This is a genomic window from Photobacterium rosenbergii, from assembly GCF_003026455.1.
In the GTDB taxonomy this organism is placed as follows: Bacteria; Pseudomonadota; Gammaproteobacteria; order Enterobacterales; family Vibrionaceae; genus Photobacterium; species Photobacterium rosenbergii.
Genome location: NZ_PYMB01000002.1, coordinates 512,205 through 537,559 on the forward strand (window position 1 = coordinate 512,205; position 25,355 = coordinate 537,559).

The 25,355-nt window shown below is 43.8% G+C and carries 22 protein-coding genes; 12 read left to right on the forward strand and 10 right to left on the reverse strand.

Annotated features, from left to right (window positions below):
- Positions 1-38 precede the first annotated feature (38 nt).
- From C9J01_RS09325 to C9J01_RS09335, 3 genes are all read left to right on the forward strand, one after another.
- Positions 39-1,016: a helix-turn-helix domain-containing protein gene (locus C9J01_RS09325; RefSeq protein ID WP_107297852.1), complete on the forward strand. Its 978-nt coding sequence runs from the start codon at positions 39-41 to the stop codon at positions 1,014-1,016.
- Between the two features lie 189 nt (positions 1,017-1,205).
- The gene (locus C9J01_RS09330; protein ID WP_237156920.1) at positions 1,206-1,952 is read left to right on the forward strand and encodes a hypothetical protein; all 747 of its coding nucleotides are present in this window, start codon (positions 1,206-1,208) and stop codon (positions 1,950-1,952) included.
- 181 nt (positions 1,953-2,133) lie between these two features.
- Positions 2,134-2,331, forward strand: a complete 198-nt coding sequence (locus C9J01_RS09335) for a hypothetical protein (RefSeq protein ID WP_107297853.1) — start codon at positions 2,134-2,136, stop codon at positions 2,329-2,331.
- A gap of 127 nt (positions 2,332-2,458) precedes the next feature.
- Here the strand turns inward: C9J01_RS09335 and gltS are convergent, their stop codons facing one another.
- The 4 genes from gltS to C9J01_RS09355 all read right to left on the reverse strand — a co-directional run bounded on the left by gltS (position 2,459) and on the right by C9J01_RS09355 (position 6,296).
- On the reverse strand, positions 2,459-3,670 hold the full coding sequence (gene gltS / locus C9J01_RS09340) for a sodium/glutamate symporter (RefSeq protein WP_107297854.1): 1,212 nt from the start codon (positions 3,668-3,670) through the stop codon (positions 2,459-2,461).
- A gap of 114 nt (positions 3,671-3,784) precedes the next feature.
- Positions 3,785-5,185, reverse strand: coding sequence for an FUSC family protein (locus C9J01_RS09345; RefSeq protein ID WP_107297855.1), 1,401 nt, complete (start codon positions 5,183-5,185; stop codon positions 3,785-3,787).
- A gap of 2 nt (positions 5,186-5,187) precedes the next feature.
- The gene (locus C9J01_RS09350; protein ID WP_107297856.1) at positions 5,188-6,060 is read right to left on the reverse strand and encodes an HlyD family secretion protein; all 873 of its coding nucleotides are present in this window, start codon (positions 6,058-6,060) and stop codon (positions 5,188-5,190) included.
- Positions 6,061-6,074: 14 nt separating this feature from the next.
- Positions 6,075-6,296: a DUF1656 domain-containing protein gene (locus C9J01_RS09355; RefSeq protein WP_272898714.1), complete on the reverse strand. Its 222-nt coding sequence runs from the start codon at positions 6,294-6,296 to the stop codon at positions 6,075-6,077.
- A 270-nt stretch (positions 6,297-6,566) separates the two neighbouring features.
- Between C9J01_RS09355 and C9J01_RS09360 the strand changes: the two genes are divergently transcribed.
- The 3 genes from C9J01_RS09360 to C9J01_RS09370 all read left to right on the forward strand — a co-directional run bounded on the left by C9J01_RS09360 (position 6,567) and on the right by C9J01_RS09370 (position 9,119).
- Positions 6,567-7,967, forward strand: a complete 1,401-nt coding sequence (locus C9J01_RS09360) for a phospholipase D family protein (protein ID WP_158264517.1) — start codon at positions 6,567-6,569, stop codon at positions 7,965-7,967.
- Positions 7,968-8,137: 170 nt separating this feature from the next.
- On the forward strand, positions 8,138-8,320 hold the full coding sequence (locus C9J01_RS09365) for a hypothetical protein (protein ID WP_107297858.1): 183 nt from the start codon (positions 8,138-8,140) through the stop codon (positions 8,318-8,320).
- Positions 8,321-8,414: 94 nt separating this feature from the next.
- Positions 8,415-9,119 (forward strand): SDR family NAD(P)-dependent oxidoreductase, encoded by a 705-nt coding sequence (locus C9J01_RS09370; protein WP_107297859.1) that lies wholly within the window; start codon positions 8,415-8,417, stop codon positions 9,117-9,119.
- A gap of 39 nt (positions 9,120-9,158) precedes the next feature.
- Here the strand turns inward: C9J01_RS09370 and C9J01_RS09375 are convergent, their stop codons facing one another.
- Positions 9,159-10,526 carry a YjiH family protein gene (locus C9J01_RS09375; protein ID WP_237156921.1) on the reverse strand — a complete coding sequence of 456 codons (1,368 nt, stop codon included), beginning with the start codon at positions 10,524-10,526 and terminating at the stop codon, positions 9,159-9,161.
- 281 nt (positions 10,527-10,807) lie between these two features.
- Between C9J01_RS09375 and iadA the strand changes: the two genes are divergently transcribed.
- Positions 10,808-11,944: a beta-aspartyl-peptidase gene (iadA, locus tag C9J01_RS09380; protein ID WP_107297861.1), complete on the forward strand. Its 1,137-nt coding sequence runs from the start codon at positions 10,808-10,810 to the stop codon at positions 11,942-11,944.
- 101 nt (positions 11,945-12,045) lie between these two features.
- Positions 12,046-13,491, forward strand: coding sequence for a YfcC family protein (locus tag C9J01_RS09385; protein WP_107297862.1), 1,446 nt, complete (start codon positions 12,046-12,048; stop codon positions 13,489-13,491).
- A gap of 147 nt (positions 13,492-13,638) precedes the next feature.
- Here C9J01_RS09385 and C9J01_RS09390 read toward each other — a convergent pair whose 3' ends face one another.
- The 5 genes from C9J01_RS09390 to C9J01_RS09410 all read right to left on the reverse strand — a co-directional run bounded on the left by C9J01_RS09390 (position 13,639) and on the right by C9J01_RS09410 (position 19,956).
- Positions 13,639-14,703, reverse strand: coding sequence for an alanine/ornithine racemase family PLP-dependent enzyme (locus C9J01_RS09390; RefSeq protein ID WP_107297863.1), 1,065 nt, complete (start codon positions 14,701-14,703; stop codon positions 13,639-13,641).
- A 226-nt stretch (positions 14,704-14,929) separates the two neighbouring features.
- Positions 14,930-15,853 carry a LysR family transcriptional regulator gene (locus tag C9J01_RS09395; protein WP_107297864.1) on the reverse strand — a complete coding sequence of 308 codons (924 nt, stop codon included), beginning with the start codon at positions 15,851-15,853 and terminating at the stop codon, positions 14,930-14,932.
- Positions 15,854-16,119: 266 nt separating this feature from the next.
- A complete protein-coding gene (locus tag C9J01_RS09400) occupies positions 16,120-17,292 on the reverse strand; it encodes a MalY/PatB family protein (protein ID WP_107297865.1) in 1,173 nt (390 codons plus the stop codon).
- Between the two features lie 9 nt (positions 17,293-17,301).
- Positions 17,302-18,798: a Na+/H+ antiporter NhaC gene (gene nhaC, locus C9J01_RS09405; protein WP_107297866.1), complete on the reverse strand. Its 1,497-nt coding sequence runs from the start codon at positions 18,796-18,798 to the stop codon at positions 17,302-17,304.
- Between the two features lie 132 nt (positions 18,799-18,930).
- The gene (locus tag C9J01_RS09410; protein ID WP_107297867.1) at positions 18,931-19,956 is read right to left on the reverse strand and encodes a LacI family DNA-binding transcriptional regulator; all 1,026 of its coding nucleotides are present in this window, start codon (positions 19,954-19,956) and stop codon (positions 18,931-18,933) included.
- Positions 19,957-20,368: 412 nt separating this feature from the next.
- Between C9J01_RS09410 and C9J01_RS09415 the strand changes: the two genes are divergently transcribed.
- The 4 genes from C9J01_RS09415 to C9J01_RS09435 all read left to right on the forward strand — a co-directional run bounded on the left by C9J01_RS09415 (position 20,369) and on the right by C9J01_RS09435 (position 25,326).
- Positions 20,369-21,718 carry a patatin-like phospholipase family protein gene (locus C9J01_RS09415; RefSeq protein ID WP_107297868.1) on the forward strand — a complete coding sequence of 450 codons (1,350 nt, stop codon included), beginning with the start codon at positions 20,369-20,371 and terminating at the stop codon, positions 21,716-21,718.
- Positions 21,719-22,369: 651 nt separating this feature from the next.
- On the forward strand, positions 22,370-23,383 hold the full coding sequence (locus C9J01_RS09425; RefSeq protein WP_107297869.1) for a DctP family TRAP transporter solute-binding subunit: 1,014 nt from the start codon (positions 22,370-22,372) through the stop codon (positions 23,381-23,383).
- Between the two features lie 139 nt (positions 23,384-23,522).
- Positions 23,523-23,996 carry a TRAP transporter small permease gene (locus tag C9J01_RS09430; RefSeq protein WP_107297870.1) on the forward strand — a complete coding sequence of 158 codons (474 nt, stop codon included), beginning with the start codon at positions 23,523-23,525 and terminating at the stop codon, positions 23,994-23,996.
- 49 nt (positions 23,997-24,045) lie between these two features.
- The gene (locus tag C9J01_RS09435) at positions 24,046-25,326 is read left to right on the forward strand and encodes a TRAP transporter large permease (protein WP_201797813.1); all 1,281 of its coding nucleotides are present in this window, start codon (positions 24,046-24,048) and stop codon (positions 25,324-25,326) included.
- The last annotated feature ends 29 nt before the right edge of the window (positions 25,327-25,355 follow it).

Sequence of the window (25,355 nt, forward strand, 5' to 3'; positions counted from 1 at the left end):
AACAATGCCTAACATTGCTTTGGAGATAAATATTTTCTATGCGTAATTCATCAATTAAATTACTTCTAACGTCTTTCGAATCAATACTCTTTTTTACACCATATTTTGATAGTAAGGGTATTCCGTGGGAAAAGGTGGCTAAAAAGTTTGGCTTACCCATAGCTTACTCTGATGAAGAAGTTTGGGTGCCTGTCAAAACCTACTCTATGTTCCTAAACCATATGGCTGCGATCTGTGACAATGACATGCCTATAGTTGCGGGTAAGCATGCAGCACAGACCTTCATTGATGGTAAGTGGGGCATCATCAAACAAGGTTCAGGATTCAAGCAAGTTATTTCATCTATGATGGAAAATGCCAACTTATTTAGTCGTCAAAATGAATACTGGTTTGAGCGGTTTAACGGTTCATGGTGTTGGTGTAATCGTAGTGGGATGAAGCCTTCTTATCCGGGTAGTGCAGTTAATGAATGGTTTAGGCTGTCATTATTGACCAATATTTGCCGCAATTGGTTAGGAAACGAATGGTCCCCGAAATCTGTTAGTGTGATGACTAGTGAAAGTCAGGGAAACATATATGCGGAAATACTTTTACCCAACGTGGAAGTACGTTATGGCCAACCTTCTCTCAAACTAGAGCTTGAAGGCGTTGATGATTTACAACCAATGTCGAATCACCCTCTGTGTTTTCGAGACTTAGGTGATATAGAAAAGCTGTCAGACAGCTACTGTCACTTGCCCAACTTTACACTGGAATGGTTGGCTTCTTTATTTGGCGTTACGAGTAAAACATTATATCGCTACTTTAAAGACCATAATACTTCATTTAACCAAATCAAAAAGAAATCAATATTAAATAGAACGTGCCTATTTCTAAGTGAAACGGAATATCCGATTAGTGAAATTGCCTATCGGATGGGATATAAGGATGTCTCTAATTTTAATCGAGCGATTAAATCCATATCCGGTGCTACACCAGCTCAGTTGCGAAGAAATTTGTCTGATCTAAAGCGCTAATAGTTAACAAAAGATTAAATGTCCGAAAGTGACCAATATAATGTCCGATAGTGACCTTCAAGTTACCATTTTAAAAAATTAAGATTTTGGTATTGGAAGGAACCAATTAGATGTAAACCTAAGATAACGCATCAATCACTCGTCACCAGCAAGGATTTCGATAATAACATCAGTACAGTATGAGATTTGATGATGATCAAAAACGCAAGGTCTGTTGCGCCCCTTTTAGCCGTCATGTTTGCGGCTCCCACTTTTGCAGGAGAGAAGACTCCAGATCCATCTGACCTTACAGAAACAAATACTTCAGCTTATGTTGCAATGAGCAATAAAGGTGGTTTCAAAGGCTCCATTTCTGGAGATATGAAGTTCAATAATGGCCAGCAAGGTATGTTTACTCTCGAAGCGGCTATTGATAAAGACGGCGACTATACCGATAGCCGTTTACAATATTTCCATGTGTTTTCGACTGAAAATACGGCCGTACCTAAGATTGCAGCCTCTCTTGATGTATTAGACAACGCTCTGTTCACATCAGCTTCTCCTGGTATAACATTGGCAATAAATTCTGGAATTGAAGGTTTAAATATTTTCCCTCGGGCAGGTGTACTTGCTGGTAAATATTCTGATGACGTAAAGAAGCAAGCCAACATCACTGACGACTCGGCATTTGGTGGGTCTGCAGCACTGTATGTGTTTTACACCGCTGGTAATGACGGTACTTACTTTGGTCTATATCCAGAATATAACTACCTTTCTGGTGACGTGGATATGTCGGTTTTAAATACTAATTTCCTTATGTCAACACCATTTAACAGCGATAGAACACGCTGGGGGCAAATCAAAATTACCAACACCAATACCACAATTAAGAACAGTGTAATTGATGAAAAAATCAACGACACCGTTGTGTGGGCTAACTATAAGTTTTACTTCTAGAAAAAGTAAATATGTTTCTCCAACAGCCAATACAGTTGTCGTAGGTTTTTATTAGTGCTAAAGCAATCCGGCAACGAATAGCGTTGCCGGATTTTTTTGATACAAGAACATTCGTTTATCTCGGTAGTTAAGACGGTTAAATATACAATGGATTTTGGGTAGTTTCTTTAAGGAGTATGTTATGAGCAGCGGCGGTATTACAGCAGCGGTGCTAGCTTCAAATGAGCCAATGGGTCTAAATTGGGGGGCTTTCCTCCTTGTCCTATTAGTACTGTTAGTAGGATTATTGGCGCTATATAGCCCCAAGATTATTGTATGGTCGGCCAAGAAAGCGAAATACTATAAACAAAAGGCTAGGCGGCATCGCAATGATGATTAAGTTTATAGTGACAAATTCGATATGCTTGACGTGAAGATATTTACCAGACACCTAGTTTTTACAAATAAAAAAATGAGGCCATTTGCTGTATAGCAAAGGCCTCTTTTTCTGGAAGGGGGAAATGGTGTTACATCCCGACAAAGAACCCAATGATTAGCGCGTTGATGATGTCGATAAAGAAACCGCACACCAGTGGGACAACAATAAATGCCTGTGGGCTTGAGCCGTATTTGCTGGTGACTGCTGTCATATTGACGATAGCAGTTGCCGTTGAACCTAAGGTGATACCACCAAAGCCCGAGCAAATCACAACAGAGTCATAATTTCGCCCCATCAGGAAATACACAGCTGTAATCGTGAAGAAAATAGAGAGCAATATCTGGGCTGACATAATGACCGAGATATAGCCAAACAACCCTTCGAGATCCCACAACTTAAGTCCCATCAGTGCCATGGTAAGGAACATACCGAGACAGATATCGGAAATCATCGCTAAGCCTTTTTGGCCCTGGATAATTTTCTCCTGTGTTTTGTTCTTGGTAAATAACAGGCGGCCGGTATTACCGACGATGATACCTGCCAGTAGGCAGCTAACAAAGAGGGGCAGGTTAGCACCAGTGGCTTTAAGTAGCTTATCGATGCTGTAACCCAGTGTAATGGTGACGTTTAACCAAGCCCATGCCCATAAAACGGCATAATGACTAAGTTCGATTTTCTGTGCCTCATCAAACTGCGAACCAATAGTCAGATCATGGTCTTTGGAAGTCGACAGTTTGTGGCGATTCAAAAGGTAGTTGGCGATCGGACCACCAATGATACAAGCCGTAATAAGGCCAACTGTATTCGAAGCAACACCCAACTCCATGGCATTACTGATACCAAGGTCCTGAACAAAGGTTGGTGCCCAGGCCAAAGTTGTCCCTATACCACCAATTAAGCTGATCGAGCCAGACAACAAGCCTGCTTTTGGATCTAAGCCAAATAAGGAAGCGACACTCATACCGACGACGTTTTGCAAGAAGATAAAACTGGCTGCCAATAGCAGCAGAAAAAGGAGTGGCTTGCCGCCTTTGAGTAAAGTTTGGATTTTTGCCTGTAAGCCAATACCAGCAAAGAAATACAGCAAAAGGAAATCTCTGACCTCGAGGGAAAAAGAGACTTCAATATTGGCAAAGTAGTAAAGTATGGCAACTGTTGCTGCGCAAACAAAACCGCCAATAACAGGTTCAGGAAAAGAGTATTTCTGCAGAATGTCGAAACGCTCGATAAGCCCCTTGCCAATAAAAAGCAATAAGATGGCGAACGTAAACGACATCAAGGTTGATATTTCGTATGTCATGATAATTTATTTAAAAAAATGAAAGTGAGAAGTGGAAACCAGCAATAAGCTAATAAAATAGTTTTGCAAGACCCAGGACCCAGGACCCAGGACCCAGGACCCAGGACCCAGGACCTAGGTCCTAACTCCTATCCCCGTCGCTATCTCTTCAGTCAGCATCGTGTAGAAACGCGAAACCAACAGGATAATGAACATGAATAACAGCATGTTAAGTGAGGAGGTGATAGAAAATGCCGGTGTTAAGTACATCGCTGACATGGTTAACACCACCAACATATTCCCGCCCAAGACCCTTAATACCGCAAGTTGGGGCGTAGAGAAAAGCCGCCAAATAAAGAAGATATTGATAAAATAAAATGCCGCCAACTCATAGCCTTCGGTAAACGACGGCATCAAATAAACGTATTCACTCAAAATAATGACACTGAATGTACAGATGCCAAGTACGGTATATTTATAATAGGCCGAGGGGACCTCACATAACGCATTGATGAAACTCGAAGAAATCAGCGGGAACAGTATTCCACCAGGCATGGGAAAATAAATCCACATTGCATAGCAGGTCACCAGTGCTGCTTGTGCTCGAAGTACATAGATCAATCGGTTCTGGTAATTATTAAATAAAGAATGCTTAACGTCCGCCCAGAAGTGAGTGTTGATAGTTACTGGCGTCATCTGCGACACGGCAGGCAACATCAGGATCTTATCCTCTTTGTCTTCTCTCAAGTACTGAATGGCAGCGTTCAACGTGCAATATCTAACAGTCAATGCCTTACGACGTTCACTATCGGTTTGGTTAGTTGAAACAGTTTCTGTATCTTCAAGGAAAGCAACCAGTTTCTTCCACATCAAACGTTCGGAGAAAACCCTAGGGCTATCATTTATCGCTTCCTTGAGCAGTGTCACTAGGCTGTCGTTAGTGCTTTGATTTTCATCATCAACAGCTAAGCGTTGTAAATAGTGATTCGCTAACTGTTGCCTCACTTTTTGAATTTGCTGCTCGATATCAAGTGTCGCCCGGCGCTTGAATAGAGTATGGGTATTCCTTGGCCATAAAAACTGGAAAACAAGAGAGTAAACCAAAATACCCAAAACAGTTTCCTGTACCCTGATCACCGCAAAATCAAAGGTGGAATAGCTATCGAACTGCCCCATAGCGGCAATGATCACACCGACGGTAAAGGCCATTTTGAACGCATACCCGTAGCGCTCACAGCTCGACATGTACACGCACACAGCAGAGAACGCCAGTATGCTTAGAATGAAAAGCTCCCTGTCCTGAGCGAAAAAGTGGACAACAGTAAAAGCAAAAGCCACACCTGCGAAGGTGCCAAGCAGTCGGTTTTGGCCATGTTTGATGGCTGTTTCGTAGTTGTCATTGGCGGCGACGACAATGACCGCAATTGCAGCCCAGTAAGGTTTCTGCCACCCAAATGCAATTGCAATGATGATAGAAAGCGAGAAGGCGATCGCGACCTTCAACGCTTCTTTGCTAGCTGGACTGAGTGTCAACATAGTTAGTTGCTCTCTTGCTTGATAATCTTCACCGATGCCGTTGTGCCGACACGAAGTTGAATGCCATTTTCTGGTAACTCAAAATGGAATTTCACCGGAATGCGCTGGGCTAGACGAATCCATTCAAAATTAGGGTTAACATTGGGCAGTAGCGAATTACCGGTGCTGCCATCTTGTTGAGAGATGCCGTACCCGATACTGGATATGTTGCCCTCAAACGGCTTATCAGGGTGCATCATCAAGGTAATCATCCCTTTATCCCCTTGGTTAACATCTTTGAGGTCGGTTTCCTTGAAAAAGCCTTCAACCCAGAAGCTGTGCTTATCAATAAGGGCTACCGTTGGCTGGTTGGCAACAACCTGTGTACCTTCGCGTAGGTTCAAGTTGGTAATGAAGCCATCGGCAGGCGCGGTGACTTTGGTAAAGGCAAGGTTAAGTTTTGCCTCATTAACCACAGCATTTGCTGCTGCAAGGTTTGCTTGAGCAGTTGTCACAGCAATGTGTAGGTTATTAAGGTTCAAAACGGGTACCGAACCAGGTTGGCGGCGTGACAATGCCACCGATCGGCTTTCCTCGTTCTTGGCCTTTTTCAGCTGTTCATTAGCTTGTTGTTGCTGGGCAATGGCTTTTTCAAGATCGGCTTTATAGATACTTGGGTCGATTTCAAAAAGGAGATCGCCTTTCTTGACTTCACTGTCATCATTGACCGCAAGGTTAATGATAGGTCCGGTTACACGTGGGGTAATTTGAATAATATGAGCACGTACTTGGGCATCACGTGTCCATGGGGACTGTTCGGTTTGCTCAATTTTATTAATTACAATGCTCCCGGCTAGCGCAACTAGCGGGATAGTAAATAGGAGTTTTTTAAACATGGATTGACCTAAAGTTATACTATTGCAATAAACTGACTGAATACTTCAACAAAAATAACCATTAGTGAAAACTCTGCAATGGCAGGAGAGTAGATATATTTGTGCCAGCCTAGTTTGCCACACATTTGTGAAACGCCGATAGCCAATAAGTATGCTATGGTCATGACAACAAGTAGTGGAGGTAAATATATCTCACCAAACGATATTTCATGAGGTATTGAAAGTATGGAATTCATTCTTCTACTATATTGGATGTATGGCTAAGTAATTGTTTATAAAGTAACATAACTCTTGATTTTTATTATATCTTGTTTGTAGGATCAAACCCGTCAATGGAATAATAGTATTCAGCCTCAGTTAAATTATCTGTTGTTTAATAATAAACAGACTAGTTCCCTACATATATAAACACGATGATCTTGATTACCCGATACCAAAAAATGGCGGCTCATTGTCTGCCTAAATTTTCGCGCCAAATCCTATTAGTTTTATTTTCAACCCTCATAATGGGATGTTCTAATAAGCCTGAGCAATGGTTGGAGAAAACGTCACTGGCGCTTCCTAAATCTTATTCCGGCCAGGTTTACCTGATCCCTGACGCTCCCTCTGCGTTGGCCCATCGCATTCAGGCGGTGAGGGAGGCGGAAGATTATATCGAGGCGGAGTATTTTAGTTGGACAGCCGATGTTTCCGGCTTGACGCTGTGGCATGAATTACTGATTGCTGCAGAACGTGGTGTTGAGGTTAGGATCATCGTTGATGATCTGTTGTTCTTTGATGACAAGTGGCTGGTGGATATCGATACTCACCCGAATCTATCGATCAAAATTTTCAACCCATTCAATGCCCGTAAACTTGGTTGGCTAACCCGAGCCGCAGACTTTGAAATGCACCGTGATAGGCTAAATCACAGGCTACATGAGAAGTACTTCAATGTAGATGGAAAGACCATGATTCTAGGAGGCCGTAATATCGGCGATGACTATTTTGGCTATAGCCCACAAGCGAACTTCTTTGATCTCGACGTCATAGTGAAAGGGCCTGTGATCCAAGATTATGAGCGTAACTTTAATACCCTATGGCAAGGGGAGTTAACGGTGCCAGTTAATGAGGTGATTGCTTATAACCCAGACAAGCACAGTGGTTCATTCGATAAAGTCTATGACAAAGTGATGGCAGAGAATCAGCCTTTACAGGAGTCAATAATTCGCAAAGTTAGCTTACTGCCGAAACCTGAGTACATAAAGGCATCAGTAACCCCGATGTTCGACTCGGCAAGCAAACGGACAGATAGCCAATCCTATCTGCGCAAGCGTATTGAACACTTTGCTAATGTGAACCAATGGCCCGCTGAAGAGTTATTCCTTTCAACGCCTTATATGATTAAGTCCGATGAACACGAAGAATTGTTTACCGCTTTAGCCGAAAGAAATGTTGAAGTCACTGTGTTGACTAACTCGGTCGCTTCCAATGATTCGCCATTTGCCTCTGCGTATTATCAAACTTATCGCTCAGCATTAATGGAGAAGGGCATCAACATATACGAGTACGACAGCCACGCTTTGCACTATAGCAATTTCTATAACGCCAATGCCTATTACCATAACAAGGCATTTATTGCTGACAATACGATTTCATTTATTGGTTCATCTAACTTCGATCCGCGCTCGGATATGACAAACCTAGAACTGGGTTTATTAATTGAAAGCCAAGCATTTGCAACAGAGCTTAAAGCCTATTTGCTCGATAGCCATACAGATAAGTTTTGGCAGGTGGAGCAAGCTGAGGGTGAGGGCTATGTCTGGTCGAAACAAGATGAAGTCTCTCATAACGAGCCAAGGATGAAGTCGGAAAAGCGGCTTATTAATGGTTTTTATCGCATGCTCAAAATTCAAAACGAACTTTAATTAGCCTTCATATAAGTCAAGGTCATTTTGCGACATAATAACTTAAAGTGTTGATTTTAAATTGTTTAATTTTGTTTTTGAAAAAAGTTTTGTGAGCTGGAGCCATAGAACCGAGTGAGCTGAAAATTAAGATGTAGGTGACTGGGAATCAAATTTAATGGAATAAACCTATGTGTAAAAAACATCAAGCAAGGCAGAGTATCGCCTCTTACATGGCACAGTCAGCGAGTGAAGCTAGCGTTGAGGATCTCGAGGTGTTACTGACGGAGTTAGTAAAAGAAGTTGAAACAAGACAGGGAACCGAATTTGCCCAGGTGATGTGCGAAAAGGCGAGTTTGGATCTGCTTCGTTAATGGGATCTAGCCTTGGGCGTTCTATAGAAAGCAAAATAGCTTTGCGACAAGAGCAAAATCTAATTCGATATACTCCCTAAAAAAGAGGTATCACATGATTAAAACTGCAACTGTCGCTGCGCCATTTTCTGAGGTGGCCACCCAATTAATTGAACAGTTAATCTCGGAAGGAACCAAGTTGGTTGGGTTCGCTCGTGTCGGAGACGAGCAAAGAGGTGCACTACTCGAGGCTAAGTATGAAGGGGCGATCCAAATCGTTTATGGCGATATGGCCGACCCAGAATCATCACAATACATGGTTGCATCGGCCATTGACCATTTGGGTAGCATTCAAGCCCATTATCATTTTGCCGGTGTGTTCTCCTGGAACCATTGGCAACATGTAGAACCTGAGGAAGTTGCACGTTTGTTTAATGCCAACTTCCAAACAGCATGGTGTATGTCTAAATCGCTAGTCCCTGTCATGCTGGGAGAGAGTCGCAGCAGTATGGTATTCGTATCAGCAAGGGACACGTCACGTTTTGTAAGTGCTGGTTTTGGCCCTTACATGGCTTCAAAATTGGCATTGAACGGCTTAGTGGAAAGTTTGGCTGCGGAGTTGATCAGCACCAATATTACCGTTAATGCTGTACAGCCGACGGTTATAAATACTGAAGTTAACCGTAAGGCACTGCCTGATATTGAGCCTGATAGCTTTGTCGACCCTGCCCAACTGGCTGGCATAATGATAGATATCACTAGGCCGACAAGGCATCAGCTATCGGGGGCACTGATCCCGGTAAATAGTGGATTGATATGAAAAAAAGGATCTGACTGAGTCAGATCCTTTTTCAATTTGTTAGCCAAATAAAAACAGTGCAGTAGGGATGGCTAGCATTAAGCTTAAGAAAGTCCTAATAAACCAAACTACGACAAGCTGGAAAATATTCAGCGGGATTTTTGTTGCGAGAATGCATGGGATCGATGCTGAGAAAAATAGGATCGAGGATACACAAACGACACCAGCAGAGAAACGGGCAACAATATCAGCATCTTTCATTAATAAGGCCGGCAAGAACATTTCTGCCAACCCGGAAGCACTTGCTCTTGCCAATGCCATTCCATCTTCCAAGCCCCAAATTAATGTCACCGGATAGAACAGGTAGCCAATCCAATCAAACACCGGAGTGTATTTTGCGACGAGCAAGCCAATCACACCCACTGACATAATTGAGGGTAATATGCTGATTGTCATGACTAAACCATCTTTGAAGTTCTCCAAGATATTTTTGCCAATCGGTGGGGCTTTCTCTGCAACGGCTAGGCCGTTTTCAATCGCAATTTTTAAGCGGCTTCCTTTGACAGTATTTGGCTCCCTATACTCAGCTTCATTGTTGATGCGTGACAGTGGAGGCAGGCGAACGGTAATCGCTGTAACAACAAATGTAATCAGTAACGTTAGCCAAAAATATTGATTCCATACCGGCATCAAGTCGAGTGTTTTGGCAACAATGATCATAAAAGTGGCCGACACTGTTGAAAACCCCGTCGCGATAATGGCGGCTTCACGCGCACTATAGTGGCCTGCAACATAGACACGGTTGGTGATCAACAGGCCAATTGAGTAACTACCGACAAATGAAGCAACAGCATCGATGGCACTTCTACCCGGTGTTCTCCACACGGGTTGCATCAACTTTTGCAGTAAAATCCCGATTGTTTCTAGCAAGCCATAACTGACCAGAAATGCGAGAAATACAGAACCAACGGGAACAATTAATCCTACGGAAATAACTAGCTTGTTGAACAGAAATGGCAGCATGTCAGGTTGTTGCAATATGGCAGGGCCTGATTGAGTAACGGCTAAAAAGGCAGCGATAACACCTAGCCATTTTAGTATCAGGAATACTTTCTCAGTCGTACTTTGCCGCCATTTTCCTGTTACTAAGGGATATATAGCCCCAGCCAATATCATTGCAATGGCATACCAAGCTGCGCCACTGCCAAGGCTGGTCTTGAGAAAGGTAACGATATGATCGAGAGGGATACTTTGTTTATCGTTAAAGGTGACTGGTACAAAAAAGATAAAGATCCCAATAGCACTTAACCCCAACAGCCTAAACCAATAATTGGTATTGGAGGGGGTAGATTCACTCATTTGACTCATAACACTCTCCTTGTTTAATTGACAATAATGTATATACAAAAGAGTGCGTAGTAAGTTCATGAATGGTTTGTTTGTGATCTAAGTGTTAATCATGTTGCCAAAATGAGATCTTGTGCCTGTTTTTTAATCGAGTTGGATATGGTTGGATATATACAATTAAGATCATTTTCTTAATGATGCAATACATCGATTTTCCGCAAAGTAACTATCTCAACCTCGCTATTTATCTTTTACTGCAATAGTCGTTCAATGTTTACAACCAACAAGCAGAGCGATGCACTTAGTTAAAGAATCCCTTCGCTTGTCTTCGGAAGTTACAAATCCCAAAGGAAAGAGGACACATGTTTACCCTACTGAAAAACGCAAATCTCTATAATCCCAATAAAGTTGGTAAAACGGACATCTTAATAGGACAAGGAAAGATACTGGCGATAGATCCTGATTTAAAGGTTAAGGGATTACCTAACCTTACCGAAATTGACTGTCGCGGCAAGATCGCTGCCCCCGGGTTGATTGATCAACATGTGCACCTTATTGGTGGTGGGGGAGAGTCTGGCTTTGCCAGTCGAGTCCCTCAGGTTAGCCTCAAAAAGTTATTGCAAGCAGGGACTACTACAGTAATCGGTGTACTCGGAACTGATGGTATATCGCGTTCACCTAGAGATTTGTATGCCAAAGCAGCAGCCCTGACTGAAAGTGGGATGAGTGCTTACATGTATACTGGCTCTTATGAAGTTCCGACCAAAACCATTACAGGGTCTATTCGGGATGATATGGCATTTATCCCGTCTGTATTGGGTGTCAAGGTAGCCCTGGCAGATCATCGATGTTCATTTCCGACCACTCAGGAACTTGCGCGTATTACCTCAGATATCAGAGTTGCAGGTTTGTTATCTGGAAAATGCGGCGTGCTTCATATCCACATGGGTGACCTACCCAATGCTTTTGACAAGATTGATGAACTCTTAGATATGGGAATACCCATTAAACACTTCTCACCAACTCACCTCGAACGTAATGCAAGCTTGTTTGATGAAGCGGTCCGCTTTGCTTTGAAAGGCGGGAAAATCGATATTACGTCTGCGCCTGGTAACTTTGCTGATCAAGAGCAGATGATAAAACAGGCACTTGAATCAGGGGTAGCTGCTGACCGTATAACGACCAGCTCTGATGGTAACGGCAGCCTGCCAGAGTTTAATGAACAAGGCGAGCTTACCGGTATTGTTGCGGCAAGTTGTGATAGCAACCTGGCATTCTTACCGAAATTAATCAATGTGGGCATTGAGCCTGAGAAGGCCATCGCCATGATGACGGCTAACGTCGCTGACACATTAGGAATCAATAAAGGTCGAGTCGAATTAGGTTGTGATGCAGATATCTGTATTTTTAATGATGACTTTACGATTGATTCGGTGATTGCCAAAGGGAAGACCATGATTTTGGCTGGAGACGTATTAGTAAAAGAGAACTTCGAGTAATGCTTTGATTTCTATATTTCCCAATAACAATTCCTACTCAGTGTTTGGTACAGAGAGTTACCGTTTTCTGCTGGTGACAGCAGTAAGACAAGGAGATAATAATGACGACCCAAACCGCGACAACAGAAGAGAAAACCGGCTTTTTTGCTAATTTTAAATTTCCTTCAGCTTACACCATACTTTTTGCCCTTATTGCATTTGTCGCTTTGCTGACCTGGATTATTCCTGCGGGTCAGTATGAGCGCGTGATGAACGAGGAACTTGGTCGAGAAGTGCCTATAAGTGGTACTTACCAACCGATAGACAGTAACCCGCAGGGTGTCGTGGATATTTTACTGGCACCGATAGATGGTTTTTATGATCACAACAGTTATGAAGCCGCGGCGATTGATGTTGCCTTGTTTATTCTCGTTATCGGCGGTTTCCTTGGTTTGGTGACCAAAACAGGGGCTATTGATGCCGGTATCGCTCGGGTAACCGCACGATTCCAAGGGCGAGAAGAGTTGATGATCCCTATATTGATGGCGATGTTTGCTGCAGGGGGGACAATTTACGGTATGGCAGAGGAAACAATCCCGTTCTATACACTGCTTGTCCCTGTCATGATGCTGGCTCGTTTTGACCCTTTGGTTGCGGCGGCAACTGTGCAGTTAGGTGCGGGTATTGGTAGCCTTGGCTCGACCATCAACCCATTTGCCACCGTAATTGCCTCTAATGCAGCAAGCATCTCATTTACAGACGGTATCGAACCACGATTTGCGATATTGCTAATTGGCTGGGTGATCTGTGTCGGTTATGTCATGCGCTATGCCAAAATGGTGCGTGAAGACAAGACCAAGTCTATCGTGTATGACAAGTATGAGGAGAACAAAGCTTTCTTCCTTGGTAATCAGTCTGATGAACTAATTGAATTTACGACAACACGTAAAATCATTTTGGCACTGTTTGCTGCGTCGTTCGGAATCATGATCTACGGCGTAGCGATGGCTGGTTGGTGGATGGCCGAAATATCAGCCATGTTCTTGGCTGCAACCATCATTATTGGCTCAGTAGCCCGAATGAGTGAAGAGGAATTAACATCCAGTTTCATCAATGGTGCCCGTGATTTATTGGGCGTTGCACTGATCATTGGTATCGCACGGGGGATAGTTGTCATCATGGACCGCGGGATGATCACCGATACGGTTCTTAACTATGCCGAACATGCAGTAACAGGCCTTTCATCGATTGTCTTTATCAACGTAATGTATTGGCTTGAGGTGTTATTGTCGTTCGTTGTGCCTTCTTCGTCGGGCCTTGCAGTCTTAACCATGCCGATTATGGCTCCCCTTGCCGATTTTGCGGGCGTAGGCCGTGATTTGGTTGTAACGGCATATCAATCCGCTTCCGGCTTGGTCAATATGGTCACACCAACGTCTGCAGTATTGATGGGGGGACTGGCAATCGCCCGCGTACCTTATGTGCGCTGGTTAAAATGGGTCGCTCCGCTGATAGGCATGCTGACCGTGTTAATCATGGCGACACTAAGCATTGGCGCAATGATGTAAATCATTCGGATTAAGGTAATAACATCGCCACCAGTAATTAATATTGCTGGTGGTTTTTTCTGTTTTATAGAGAGGAAATTAATCTGGGCTAATGGGGTAATTTATATATAGGCAAGGCGGGCTTTGTAGCCCGCTTAGTTTGCAGTATTAGATAAATCGCTTATTGACATACTCAGAAGTCATACATTGCAAAACACCACTATAGGAAAGATTGAATGTAACCAAGCTGCCAATTTGGTAGTTGATGTCGCTATCATTTATATCCAGAATTAAATGGTCACTGCTTCCGCCTATAACAATAATATGTTTGTCTTGCGGGATGATTTGACTGATATCGACGTCCTGTTTACCGATTGCACAGATGGCACGCTTACGAAGCCCTAGGTCGATAAATTGAGGTTTGTTACCAAAGGCGTCCAATGCTGTGGAATTAGCCGGTAAAGACGGTTTCACTTTTATCTCGATGATCTCTACCGAAAGATCGAAAGTGTCCTGACGCGTCTTGGGAACTGGATCATCGTTAAGTCCTATGCCCATTAGCAGTGATGCACCAAGTCTTAGTTGGTTGATCCCTTGAGGGAGTTCCCCTCGCCGCATAATATTCAGTCCGGCCGAACTGGCCCCGGTGACATACTTGAGCTTAATCTGGTTTTCGTATTCTATCTTTGCGGCAATGGAAAGCAATTCGTTTTGGTTTTCGGTACTGGGCTCGACACCACCGTAGCACGCAAGGTTAGTCCCGAGGCCAACAAGCTCAATGCCTGGTAATGCAATGGCCTGACGGGCAAGAGCTAACGTTTCTTCTTCAAAAAATGCCCCTTCACGCAGGTCGCCCAAGTCATGCATGAGAATAACTTGGTGCACTCGGTGTTGTTGCGTGGCTTCTGCTGAAAGGGCGCACAAGGTTGTCAGTTCAGAATTCAGTGAGATATCTGCATAACGGACAACATCATGTACTTCACTGATAGCAGGTAATCGAAGTAACATTTTTTCAGCATCGAGCTGATAGAGTTTTTTTAGGTTGGCAATGCGTGAATCAGCCAATAAATGAATACCGCCCTTGATGATAGCCTGGCCGACCTCTGGGTAAGCACAGGCGAGCTTGGTTACTCCTGCTGGAGTAACGCCATGTTTTTTGCAGGTCGCAACCATACTTTGGGTATTATGGGTTATCGTATCTAATCGAATATTAATGCATGGATAAACGCTCATTGATTTACCTTTGTAATTAACCCACATAAATAAATTAAAAGGCTTAGTGGCTTGCTAATCAGGTGGGTATGTTTTTATCTGTAAATATTTAGCGCTTTTGGGGAGGAATAATAAATAGTGAGGTTAATATGGTTACTTTGCGAAAACTCGATGTATTGGAAATAATGAAATAAAACCGACGGGATAAGGATTTTTATCCCGCGGGTAGATGATAAATAATAATGTTTTATGCTGTGTTTAAGTCTTTATCTTGATCAAGATGAACGCTGACAACAGCATTCATAAACTGAGTTGCAGCCAGAGACTGTTCTTTTGAATTCAGAGTAGTCAGATGGAAATCCGCAAGATATTCGAGAGAGGGGGCGTTGACTTTGACCATTTCACCGCGTTGCTCCCAGATATAGGCGTAGTGGTCAGGAAGATATCCAACGAAGTTGCCTGATAAAATCAGGTGTGCTGTTGCCTCCATATTCGTACTGCTGGCAAGGTGCATGATATCTTTCGTTTCGCTAAGCGGAGTGATTTTATGTGCTAAACCACGCTCAACAATCGGGTAATCGAGCAAATCCTCGACCTGAACCTCTCGGGTGAGGGTCAGGATTGGGTGCTCAGCCGAGCAATATAAGCATTGTTTTTCATTAAACAAAAAAGTGTAGTTTAGACCATCTTTAGGTGTTTCTGATGAGGTGATCCCCAACTCTATTTTACCCTCTAGTAACATCATCTCAATTTGGTAAGAATCACGGATATCGGTATCTATGGTTACTTTAGGGTAATCATTGCAAAAGTGGCGGATTGCCTGCTGGATTTTGCATCGTGGGTTGGTTGCTAGGTTATCGGTAAGGGCAAGGTGGATATGGCCATGAGAGACATTTCTAATACTATCTAGTCGTCTTTCGAAATGGGCGATATCCTTAAAAAGCTCTTTGCTGTACTGATAAACTTTTTGACCGTCACTGGTGAGTCTGAATCCTCTTCTGCCACGATGGCATAATGTCATACCGAGTCGTGTTTCCAAGTCATTCATCCGAGTACTGATAGTCGACTGGTGCATGTTTAATTTAAATTGAGCTGCAGAAAAGCCGCCTGATTCGACAATGGTAATGAAGAGGTGGAGCAATTTAATATCAAAATCATTAACTTTTTGCATTTGTGTTTCTCAGTTTCTATTTATCAGATGTTTTACTGATACCTGATGATATGTTGTTTAATGCTACTTTATCCTCCAGATTATTTCTGAGAGGTATCGCACTGATAAACAGAATGGTCAATAGCGGTTCGATTTTCTCTAATACATTTCGCAGCTGTTTAAGAGTAGTTGAGGGTTTATTGAACCCAATAAAAAAGGATCTGACAGAGTCAGATCCTTTCAGGTGGCTTCGTAACGCTATGGCTAAATTGTCATTTGGAAATGACCTATACAGCAAGCGCCGCTTTCAGTCTCTTACAAGCCTCAAGCAAAGTTTCACGGGGGCAACCTAGGTTCAAGCGGATATAGCCTGCCCCTTCAGTTCCGAAGGCAATGCCCATACTTGGCACAATGCCGGCTTCAACCAACTTTTGCTCCAGAACAGCATCTTCAAGCCCTAACTCGTGGCAATCTACCCAAGCAAGGTAACCAGCTTGTGGCGGCTGTAAGTGCAGTTGGGGCAGCTCTTTTTCAATGAAAGTTGAGAGGGTGTCAATGTTGCCTTGCAGATAGAGCTTCAATGCATTTAGCCAATCACCAGATGACTGGTAAGCGGTTGTCGCTGCGCACATTGCCAAGCTGTTATAGACATCCATGCCATGGGCATCAAGGCGACGGATAAAGGCCGTTTTTAGTTCGCTGTTTGGGATCATGAAGTTAGAGATCCGCAATGACGACAGGCCAAATGTCTTACTTGCAGCAGTGGCAACCACAAGGCGTTGTTGCAAAGCCTCCGGTAGTGCCAGAGCAGAGTGGTACTGGTGACCCGGCATAGCCAAATCGCCCCAGATTTCATCACTGAGCAGCCACACTTGGTAGCGTTCACATAATTCGGCCAGTGCCAGAATCTCTTGTTGCGACCAAGCTTTGCCTACAGGGTTGTGCGGGTTACAGAAGATCATCACCTTGCAGCCTTGCTCAAAGCATTGCTCGAGGTGGCTCAGATCCATCCGGTAGTCACCATTGTCATTAACCAGAGGGTTAGCGATGATTTCACGGTCATTGAGTTCGGTGATCTTGCGGAACGAGCCGTAACCCGGAGTTTGCATGACCACCTTGTCGCTAGTTTGGGTCAGCATCTGGATCAACATTGAGAGGCCGGGTAGGACACCGTGCACTGTTGTGATCCAGCTATGATCGATATTGATCCCATGTTGCTGCTGGTACCAGTTGATGATCGCTTGGTAATACTCATTGCTACGTTCGGCATAACCAAAGATGCCATGCTCAATACGGTGGTTGAGTGCTTCCAGTACTGCTGGTGGGGCTTGGAAATCGTAATCCGATACCCACATAGGTAGGCGCTCTTCAGAATCAAGCCCTAGCTTTTCGGTCATGAAATCCCATTTGAGCGAGCCGGTTGAGCGGCGGTCATGAACCTGGTCGAAAGATACTGTCATGGTGTTACCTTAATTCGCTTCAGCAGTTGCCGAAGGGGTTGTTGCTTGTTGTTCTGAGGCTTGCTCAGTTGCCTGATTCATTGCTGTTTGGGTAATTGGCGCTTTTGCAATGCCGAAGCCAGTGAAGCCGTAGATAATGGCGAAGATCACGCCGGTGTAACACTGGATAGCCCAAGGCAGGTAATCGAGGGTGGATACGCCAAGGGTGCCGGCCATGTATACACCTGCAGCGGTCCAAGGCACTAGCGGTTCGATGATAGTACCGGCATCCTCGATGGTACGGGACAGGTTCTTGGTATCTAACCCCATCTTGCGGTAGGCATTCTGGAACAGTTCACCCGGGATAAGAAGCGCCAGCTTACCGTCGGATGTGGTGAATACAACGGTGATGGTAGCGATGACAGTCGACAGGATTAACTGGCCAGTAGTGCGGATAAGGTGCAGGAAGTGGCCCAGTACGACATTGAGTGCACCTGTCAGGCTAAGGATCCCGGCAAAAGCAAAGGCACAGAAGACCAATAAGATAGTGCTCATCATCGAGAATAAGCCACCGCGGTTAAGCAGTTTGGCAACATCGGGAATAATACCGTCTATTGCGTGGCCGTTGGCGCTGAACATACTGATGTTGAAGCCATCGACATAGGCTTGGAAACCTTGTTGAAGGCTAAAGCCTTGGAACACCATACCCAGACCAAGTGCGATGGCTGATGCAGTCAGCATCAAAGGGATCACTGGTTTCTTGGTCAACGCACCCCAAAGGATCATTACAGGTGGAATAACGAGTAGAATGTTTAGGTTATACAGGCTTTCAAGGCTAGCGAGGATCTCAACCACTTTTTGCGGCTCGGCTACACCTGCGATATCGCCGTGCTGGCCAGCGAAAAAGAACACGACAGAGGCGATGACAAAGCCAGGCAATGTGGTGTAGAGCATATGCTGGATGTGCTCGTAAAGGGTGGTGCCTGACACAACCGGTGCGAAGTTGGTTGAATCGGAAAGTGGGGAGATCTTATCACCGAAGTAAGCACCAGAAACCACAGCACCTGCTGCAGCAGCAAGTGAAACATCCAAACCTGCGGCTACACCCATTAGCGCCACACCCACAGTACCCGCCGAGCCCCAGGAGGTACCGGTGCATACAGACACGACACTGGTGACAAAGAAGGCGGCAATCAAGATATATTCAGGGCTGATCACTTTCAGGCCCCAGTAGACCATGTAAGGGATAGTGCCGCTGATCATCCAACTGGCAATCAAACCACCGACCGAGACCAGAATAAGAATAACCGGCATGGCTTTGGCGAGCTTCTCGACGATAGCCCCCATGATGTCATCCCAGTTGTAGCCCATGCGATAAGCGATAAAGCCCGTAAACGCGGCTGAAACTAATAGTAGCGGTTCGATACGCAGTCCAAGCATGCCGTAACCAATTGCCAATAAGCCAAACATTACCGCGATAGGGGCTATCGCCAGCGGGAGTGATGGCAGAGGCTTTGTATTTGTCATTGTGTTGTCCTCTTTGAGTCAGTACAGGTTTGTTTCAATGACACAATGTTAAGGGGGCACCCAGATACAAAATGAGAGCTAGGTGTTGGTTTCATGTAAGCGCTTACATGGCGTGTGTACATATGAGATACATCACAGTTTTTTGCTTAAAACAGTCTTTCTGGGGCTTGCAACGGTCTGCCGCTCGACAAGCGTTGCTTCGAATTGGTGCTCACTCGGCGGGTTCATGCCCGTTGCTTTTAACTTCAATGCCAGTTTGGCGGCATAGGCCGACATTTCATCGATGGGGTTGTGCATGGTCGACAGGCGAGGGTAGAGATAACGGGCCAGAAGGACATCATCAAAGCTGACAATTGAAATGTCATTAGGCACATTCAAGCCTTGTGAATGCAGGCTAGCCATCAGTCCTGCCGCCATGACATCGTTGAACGTGACAACCGCAGTAACCTCCGGGCATTGGGTTAACAGCTGCTCACCAGCCAGCTCGCCACCGTGCTCGCTGAAGTTTTGATTGATGACCCAGTTAGGCTCTACCGCCAAGTTCGCTTGTTGCATGGCATCTCGATAGCCTTCGAGTCGGTCCGTCCTGTCTTCAATCGGAAGATCGCTGGTGACACAAGCTATTTTGCGGTGGCCTTGGTCAATCAGGTATTTGACTGATTCAGCCGCTCCCTTGCGGTTATCGACCCACACAGAGCGGTTGGCTATCTGGGGAATGGTCCGGTTGAGCAGCACCATCGCAGGTAACTGCGCGCTGTATCTGAGCAGGGTAGAGTCGTCGAGCATCTTGGAGTGGACCACCATAGCTTCGCAGCCTTGGCTGATAAGAAAATCCAACCCTTCTTTTTCCCGCTGGGCATTGTGGCCGCCGCTGACAACAACTAACTGGCAGCCTTGCTGCCGTGCTACTTCTTCAACATGCTTGGCGATAAGGGCAAAGAATGGATCTGCAAGGTTACCGGTCAACAAGCCAAGTGTGTTATTGGAGCGGCTGGCAAGGGCCGTCGCTCTGGCGTCACGCTGGTAGTTCAAGCTCTTAATCGCCTTTTCAACCCGCTCCAAAGTGACGGGTTCTACATAGGCCGAGCGGTTGATAACCCGTGAAACGGTCGCGGTGGACACGCCTGCCATTTGGGCGACATCTTTAATGGTTGCCATAAATCTATACGTCGAATATGTGCTAAGGGAATAAACGGCGCGGAGTGTAGCGAGATTGAAGGCAGAAAGCTGTTAGGTGGGTCAAAGGTAAGTAATAAAGGCTGCTTTTTTATTGAGACTAGGCAGAGCACTGGGATATTGAAGCAGTACTCAAGCCGGAACAAAAAAGTAGCTACTTTAAAGACTAGTTGGTAACTGCTCGAGTTGTTTGTTAAGTTAATTTTCAGCCTCGCAATATAACAGGCTTAATATGAAATAATTGACCATATTTGAATAACACATATTCGTAGTACAGTATGGTGGGTATTGCTATGATGTTTTAAATTTAATATTTAATCAGTGTCTTACTGGCAATGACAATTATTTTTCATATGCATTGATTTAGTTATTGCTTGGTTGGGTTGGATAACATATGAAGAAAAATATCCTTGTCATTTTATTGTCTTTTATTTTATTTGGTTGTAGTAATGGTTTACATCGTAACCCTGTCCCTTCTCATTTAGAAGTCAATGATGGCTTACTAAGCTCGAAAACATTAAGGCATTGGGGTGATATACCTTACTCTGTTGAGCAGTATGTATTTGATGAGAAGTTGCGGAGTGCTACATTTGATAAGAACCTCATTGTTGATGAAGCGGGAAATATTAAGCCACAACACTTTTTGACAATATCGGGAGGGGGGGCAAATGGTGCATATGGTGCTGGCCTTATAAATGGTATGACAGAAAGTGGTAAACGTCCGGAGTACCGTATGGTGACAGGGATAAGTACCGGAGCTATTCTGGGTTTATATGCGTTTTTAGGTGAAGACTATGATCATAAACTAAGGGAATTTTATACAGAACTCTCAGATCAAGACCTTTATGAAACTCGATATATTTGGCAAATATTTTCAAGTTCATCGCTATTGAACACAGCAAGGTTCGAGAAGCTTGTAAGAGACGAAGTTGACCGAGAACTAATAGATAAAGTAAAGAAAGAGTACTTGAGAGGCAGAACTTTTCTAGTCAAAACCACCAATCTTGACGTCCAAAGACCTGTGATTTGGAACATGGGGGAGATTGCAATGCACGATACTGAAGAGGCAGTGCGACTATTTCAAAGCGTGCTTATAGCTTCTGCTTCAATTCCCGGTGTATTTGAGCCCGTTCTAATTAGATTCAATATCAATGGCGTTATTTATGATGAATTGCATGTGGATGGTGGTGTTATAGCACAGGCCTTTTTCATTCCAGAAAATATGGATGTTGAAGAAATGACTAGTGTTGAAGACAAGCAACTCACACAGTTAGGGATAAATCTGCCAGAGAGCAGAGTAAGTCATACTTGGATGATAAATAACTCACGAATCGGGGCTATTTGGGAGCCTACACAACCGACATTAACTAATATATCAAGTCGATCAATATCAACGATGATAAAGTATCAAGGTCGAAATAATATAAATAATATATATCACCAAAGTAATTTGATTGGATCTACTTTCAACTATTCATATATAGATCATCGGATCCCTGATACACCACAAGACGCTCCGTTTAGTAAGGAGTATATGCAACATATGTATTGCTATGGATATGTGCAAGGCCTCAGTGATAAGCATTGGCATAGTCAACTACCAGATTATTCAAAAATGAAAAATATTGAACCATGGTACGATTTGCAGGCTAGAATTGAGAGTTTTAATTGGAATGTAATTCAGCCAGGGTTAGCCGAGTCAATTAATCGATGTATTTTGGATTTAAATAGTATTAATAGGTGATATTACATCTACGGTGTTCAGATGCTGAAAAATTCCAGTTGCTGTTATTGGAATAGATATAATATTAGGGCCTCTCGAGCGTAACGCGAGGCCCTACTTTTCTATATGTATGTCGTGATTATCGCGTTGCGGTAGTAATGAAGTTTTGTGCCTCTACCAGCGGTCTGTCCTGTCTTCACTTGATTAAGGTATTTGACTCAGCCGCTCCCTTGCAGTTATAGACCGACACAGAGCGATTAGCTATCTGGGGAATAGTCCGGTTGATCTGTACCATCGTAGGCAACTGCGCGCTGTATCTCAGCAGGGTCGAGCCGTCTGGCATTTTAGAGTAAACCACCATGGCTTCGCAGTCTTGGCTGATACCGATTTTTAAAGCGGATTAGAACAGTATAAAAGTGGTATTGCCGGATAATTAAAATCGGGGTGTTATGGTCGTTTGCAGTTAATTAAACTAGGAATGTCAGAAACTTCATTTCATGTGTCTTGTAAATGAAGGATTTATACGTGTTAATTTTTTCAATATAAATTTGAAGTGATAGAATATTAATTACTAATATCCCAAGTTGTGATATGTAATGTTGACATTGAAGTATTGAATTACAAACAATGAGTTTTGTGTGTTAAATATAAAAACATGGATGATATCCTTTTATGAAAAAAAATTTAATAAAGGCTAAGGGTTTAGCCAAATTAACGACTATTGCATTTTTGACGGCGAGCGTAAGCTTTGCGGCTCAGGCAAAAACCTTCCGTTTATCTCACAATGTCTCAAACACGACAACTTGGCAGCAGGGTGCTGATAAGTTTAACGAACTACTGCAAAAAGGCAGTGATGAAAAATTGAAAGTGCGTGTTTTTCCAAATTCTGTTCTTACTGGTGGAGACCAAATAAAACAGGCTGAGATGTTGGGTGCCAACAAGATTGATTTTGTCCTGACATCTGCCATCAATGTGACGCCGCTAATTCCTGAAATGGCGGTATTCTCCTTGCCTTATTTATTTGATAGTTACCAAGCGGTTGACAAGGCTATTCAGGGGAAAGGGGGCAAGCTTATTGAAGAAATTGCCCTTGAGAAAAACATTATTATTCTGGCCTGGGGCGAAAATGGCTTTCGTGAGTTGACCAACAGCAGGAAGGCGGTTACTTCGCCTGATGACTTGAAAGGAATGTCGGTACGTGTAGCTGGTCCTATGTATATTGATGTATTTAAAGATCTCGGTGCAAACCCTCAGCAGATTCAATGGGCTGAAACCTTCTCAGCGCTCCAGCAAGGGGTTGTTGATGGGCAGGAAAACCCAGTAGGTGCCATTATTGTTCCGCAGCGCCTATATGAAATCCAAAGTAATATCACCCTTTGGCACTATTCCTATGATCCTATCTTCCTAGCGGTCAGCCGCAAAGTGTGGGATGGGTTTGATACCGATACCCAAAACATGGTCGCGAATGCAGCCAAGGAAGCGATGCAATACCAAATTGATGTATCACGGAAAATGACTGCCGATGGGGTACAGGTACTAAAAGATGAAGGCATGAATGTTGTTGAATTAAATGCTGAGCAGATAGAGCAATTTAGACAGAAAACTAAACCATCTTTCAATAAATGGAAAGATGTTGTGGGTGCCGATATTGTCAAAGTCTTTGAAGATGCTATGGCAGCAAATTGATGTATTAGTGTTGTAGAAGTGGTTTGAGGGAATCAACCTGCTTTGATAGATAATAAAATATGATATACCCAGGCCTTTAATAGGCCTGGGTATATCAATTTCTTGAAGTGCCAGAATTGAAGTAGTGAAAAGATGTATTATGGCTGATAACGTTAAATCCCTATGGGGAAAACTCGAAGAGATAATTTGCTTTATAACATTTGTTGTAATGCTTGTTTTAGGATTTTCTAATGTTGTTGTACGGAGCCTTACCAATTACTCACTTGCATCAACGCAAGAGATTGTTATCAATGGTATGGTTATCTTGACTTTATTTGGGGCTGCTATCGCAATCAAACGTGGGCAATTGCTTGCGGTTGGCTTTTTGATTGACAATGTAAGTGCCCCATTCCGAAAAGGGATGCAGGTCATCCTCTCTTTGGCCGTCGTATTTACATTGTCTGTAATGTTTTACTTCATGCTCGACTTGCTTAGTAATCAATACCAGTCCGGAATCACTTCTAGTGCCATGCAGGTTAAGGTGTGGTATTACACGGCACTATTACCTCTTGGTTTCGCAATAATGATTGTGCGGCAGATTGAATGGCTGTTCAGTCAGCTAAGAAGCAAATAATACTCATAATATCAGGGACGTAATTATGGATTTCTCCACCGGAAGCCAGATGATAATGTTGTTTTTTATATTGATCATCTGCGGTATTCCTGTCGCGTTTTGTTTGGCTTTGTCAGCATTGTTTGCAATGTGGCAGATGGATTTTGGCTTGGACATGGTTGCAGACTTGCTGATTGCGGGCAGTTCTAAATATACCTTACTGGCTATACCGTTTTTTATTTTAGCGGGCAACATCATGGGGGTCAGCGGCATTGCAGAACGCATGATCCATTTTTTCAGGGTACTGGTTGAAAAACTTCCTGGGAATATGGGACTGGTTGGCACTGTAGTCTGCTTGTTCTGGGGAGCGGTAAGTGGCTCTGGACCGGCTTCTGTCGCCGCTATAGGTCCTTTGATCATTAAAGGAATGGTGGAGGATGGTTACAGCAAGCCATTTGCTGCCGGTTTGGTATGTACCGGGGCTGCACTCTCGTTGATTATTCCTCCTTCTATTGGTTTGGTAATTTACGGCGTGATAGCTGAAACCTCGATAAGCAACCTGTTCCTTGCCACTATCGTGCCTGGAATATTACTGGGTTCATTGATGTTGCTAATGCTGCCTTTATCTCGATTTTATCAAGAAAATTATCACCTAGAAGGGCCTATATCTATTAAAGCCCTTGAAGTTGACGAGCCATATTTTAGCCGCTTATACAACGCTTTCAGCCACGCATTTTGGGGATTGTTTACGCCAGTACTGATCTTGGGTGGGATCTATGGTGGGATATTTACTCCAACAGAAGCGGCAATAGTGGCTTCGGTATATGCGATTGTGGTGGGGACCCTGATCTATCGTTCTATTGGCTTGAAACAACTCTATTGCTCATTTGTCGATTCTGCTTGTTCTTCGGCAGTGGTGATGCTGGTCGTTGCTTTCGCAGGGCTCTTTGGCTGGGTGATTGAAATCGATGGTTTGGTCGGTGACTATTCCGAAGTATTGATTGCAATGAGCCAACATCCGCAGGTTATCTTGTTTGTCATTCTGGCGATATTGCTGGTTGCAGGGATGTTTATGGATGCGGTAACCATTATGTATATCACCTTGCCGATATTTTTACCGGTCGTCCGTTCCCTGGGGATAGATCTCACTTGGTTTGGTGTTTTGCTGATGACGGCATTATCGATTGGTTTGATAACGCCACCGGTTGGTATCAACTTGTTTGTTGCGGCAAACATTTCCCACTGCTCATTGGGTTCGATAGCCAGAGGGGTGATGCCATTCCTATTGATTTCAATATTCGGCCTTTGCTTGCTGGTGTGGTTCCCACAGATATCTCTATTCTTACTTTAGCCTCTCAGTTACCGTATAAAAAAGGTCTG

What these genes read in the sequence shown, in the direction of transcription:
- C9J01_RS09430 (WP_107297870.1), top strand. Translation starts at nt 23,523, where the DNA reads ATGGCTGATAACGTTAAATCCCTATGGGGAAAACTCGAAGAGATAATT.
- C9J01_RS09345 (WP_107297855.1), bottom strand. Translation starts at nt 5,185, where the DNA reads ATGTTGACACTCAGTCCAGCTAGCAAAGAAGCGTTGAAGGTCGCGATC.
- C9J01_RS09435 (WP_201797813.1), top strand. Translation starts at nt 24,046, where the DNA reads ATGATAATGTTGTTTTTTATATTGATCATCTGCGGTATTCCTGTCGCG.
- nhaC (WP_107297866.1), bottom strand. Translation starts at nt 18,798, where the DNA reads ATGACAAATACAAAGCCTCTGCCATCACTCCCGCTGGCGATAGCCCCT.
- iadA (WP_107297861.1), top strand. Translation starts at nt 10,808, where the DNA reads ATGTTTACCCTACTGAAAAACGCAAATCTCTATAATCCCAATAAAGTT.
- C9J01_RS09375 (WP_237156921.1), bottom strand. Translation starts at nt 10,526, where the DNA reads ATGAACTTACTACGCACTCTTTTGTATATACATTATTGTCAATTAAAC.
- C9J01_RS09395 (WP_107297864.1), bottom strand. Translation starts at nt 15,853, where the DNA reads ATGCAAAAAGTTAATGATTTTGATATTAAATTGCTCCACCTCTTCATT.
- C9J01_RS09350 (WP_107297856.1), bottom strand. Translation starts at nt 6,060, where the DNA reads ATGTTTAAAAAACTCCTATTTACTATCCCGCTAGTTGCGCTAGCCGGG.
- gltS (WP_107297854.1), bottom strand. Translation starts at nt 3,670, where the DNA reads ATGACATACGAAATATCAACCTTGATGTCGTTTACGTTCGCCATCTTA.
- C9J01_RS09360 (WP_158264517.1), top strand. Translation starts at nt 6,567, where the DNA reads ATGGGATGTTCTAATAAGCCTGAGCAATGGTTGGAGAAAACGTCACTG.
- C9J01_RS09390 (WP_107297863.1), bottom strand. Translation starts at nt 14,703, where the DNA reads ATGAGCGTTTATCCATGCATTAATATTCGATTAGATACGATAACCCAT.
- C9J01_RS09355 (WP_272898714.1), bottom strand. Translation starts at nt 6,296, where the DNA reads ATGAATTCCATACTTTCAATACCTCATGAAATATCGTTTGGTGAGATA.
- C9J01_RS09410 (WP_107297867.1), bottom strand. Translation starts at nt 19,956, where the DNA reads ATGGCAACCATTAAAGATGTCGCCCAAATGGCAGGCGTGTCCACCGCG.
- C9J01_RS09370 (WP_107297859.1), top strand. Translation starts at nt 8,415, where the DNA reads ATGATTAAAACTGCAACTGTCGCTGCGCCATTTTCTGAGGTGGCCACC.
- C9J01_RS09385 (WP_107297862.1), top strand. Translation starts at nt 12,046, where the DNA reads ATGACGACCCAAACCGCGACAACAGAAGAGAAAACCGGCTTTTTTGCT.
- C9J01_RS09415 (WP_107297868.1), top strand. Translation starts at nt 20,369, where the DNA reads ATGAAGAAAAATATCCTTGTCATTTTATTGTCTTTTATTTTATTTGGT.
- C9J01_RS09330 (WP_237156920.1), top strand. Translation starts at nt 1,206, where the DNA reads ATGATGATCAAAAACGCAAGGTCTGTTGCGCCCCTTTTAGCCGTCATG.
- C9J01_RS09425 (WP_107297869.1), top strand. Translation starts at nt 22,370, where the DNA reads ATGAAAAAAAATTTAATAAAGGCTAAGGGTTTAGCCAAATTAACGACT.
- C9J01_RS09335 (WP_107297853.1), top strand. Translation starts at nt 2,134, where the DNA reads ATGAGCAGCGGCGGTATTACAGCAGCGGTGCTAGCTTCAAATGAGCCA.
- C9J01_RS09400 (WP_107297865.1), bottom strand. Translation starts at nt 17,292, where the DNA reads ATGACAGTATCTTTCGACCAGGTTCATGACCGCCGCTCAACCGGCTCG.
- C9J01_RS09325 (WP_107297852.1), top strand. Translation starts at nt 39, where the DNA reads ATGCGTAATTCATCAATTAAATTACTTCTAACGTCTTTCGAATCAATA.
- C9J01_RS09365 (WP_107297858.1), top strand. Translation starts at nt 8,138, where the DNA reads ATGTGTAAAAAACATCAAGCAAGGCAGAGTATCGCCTCTTACATGGCA.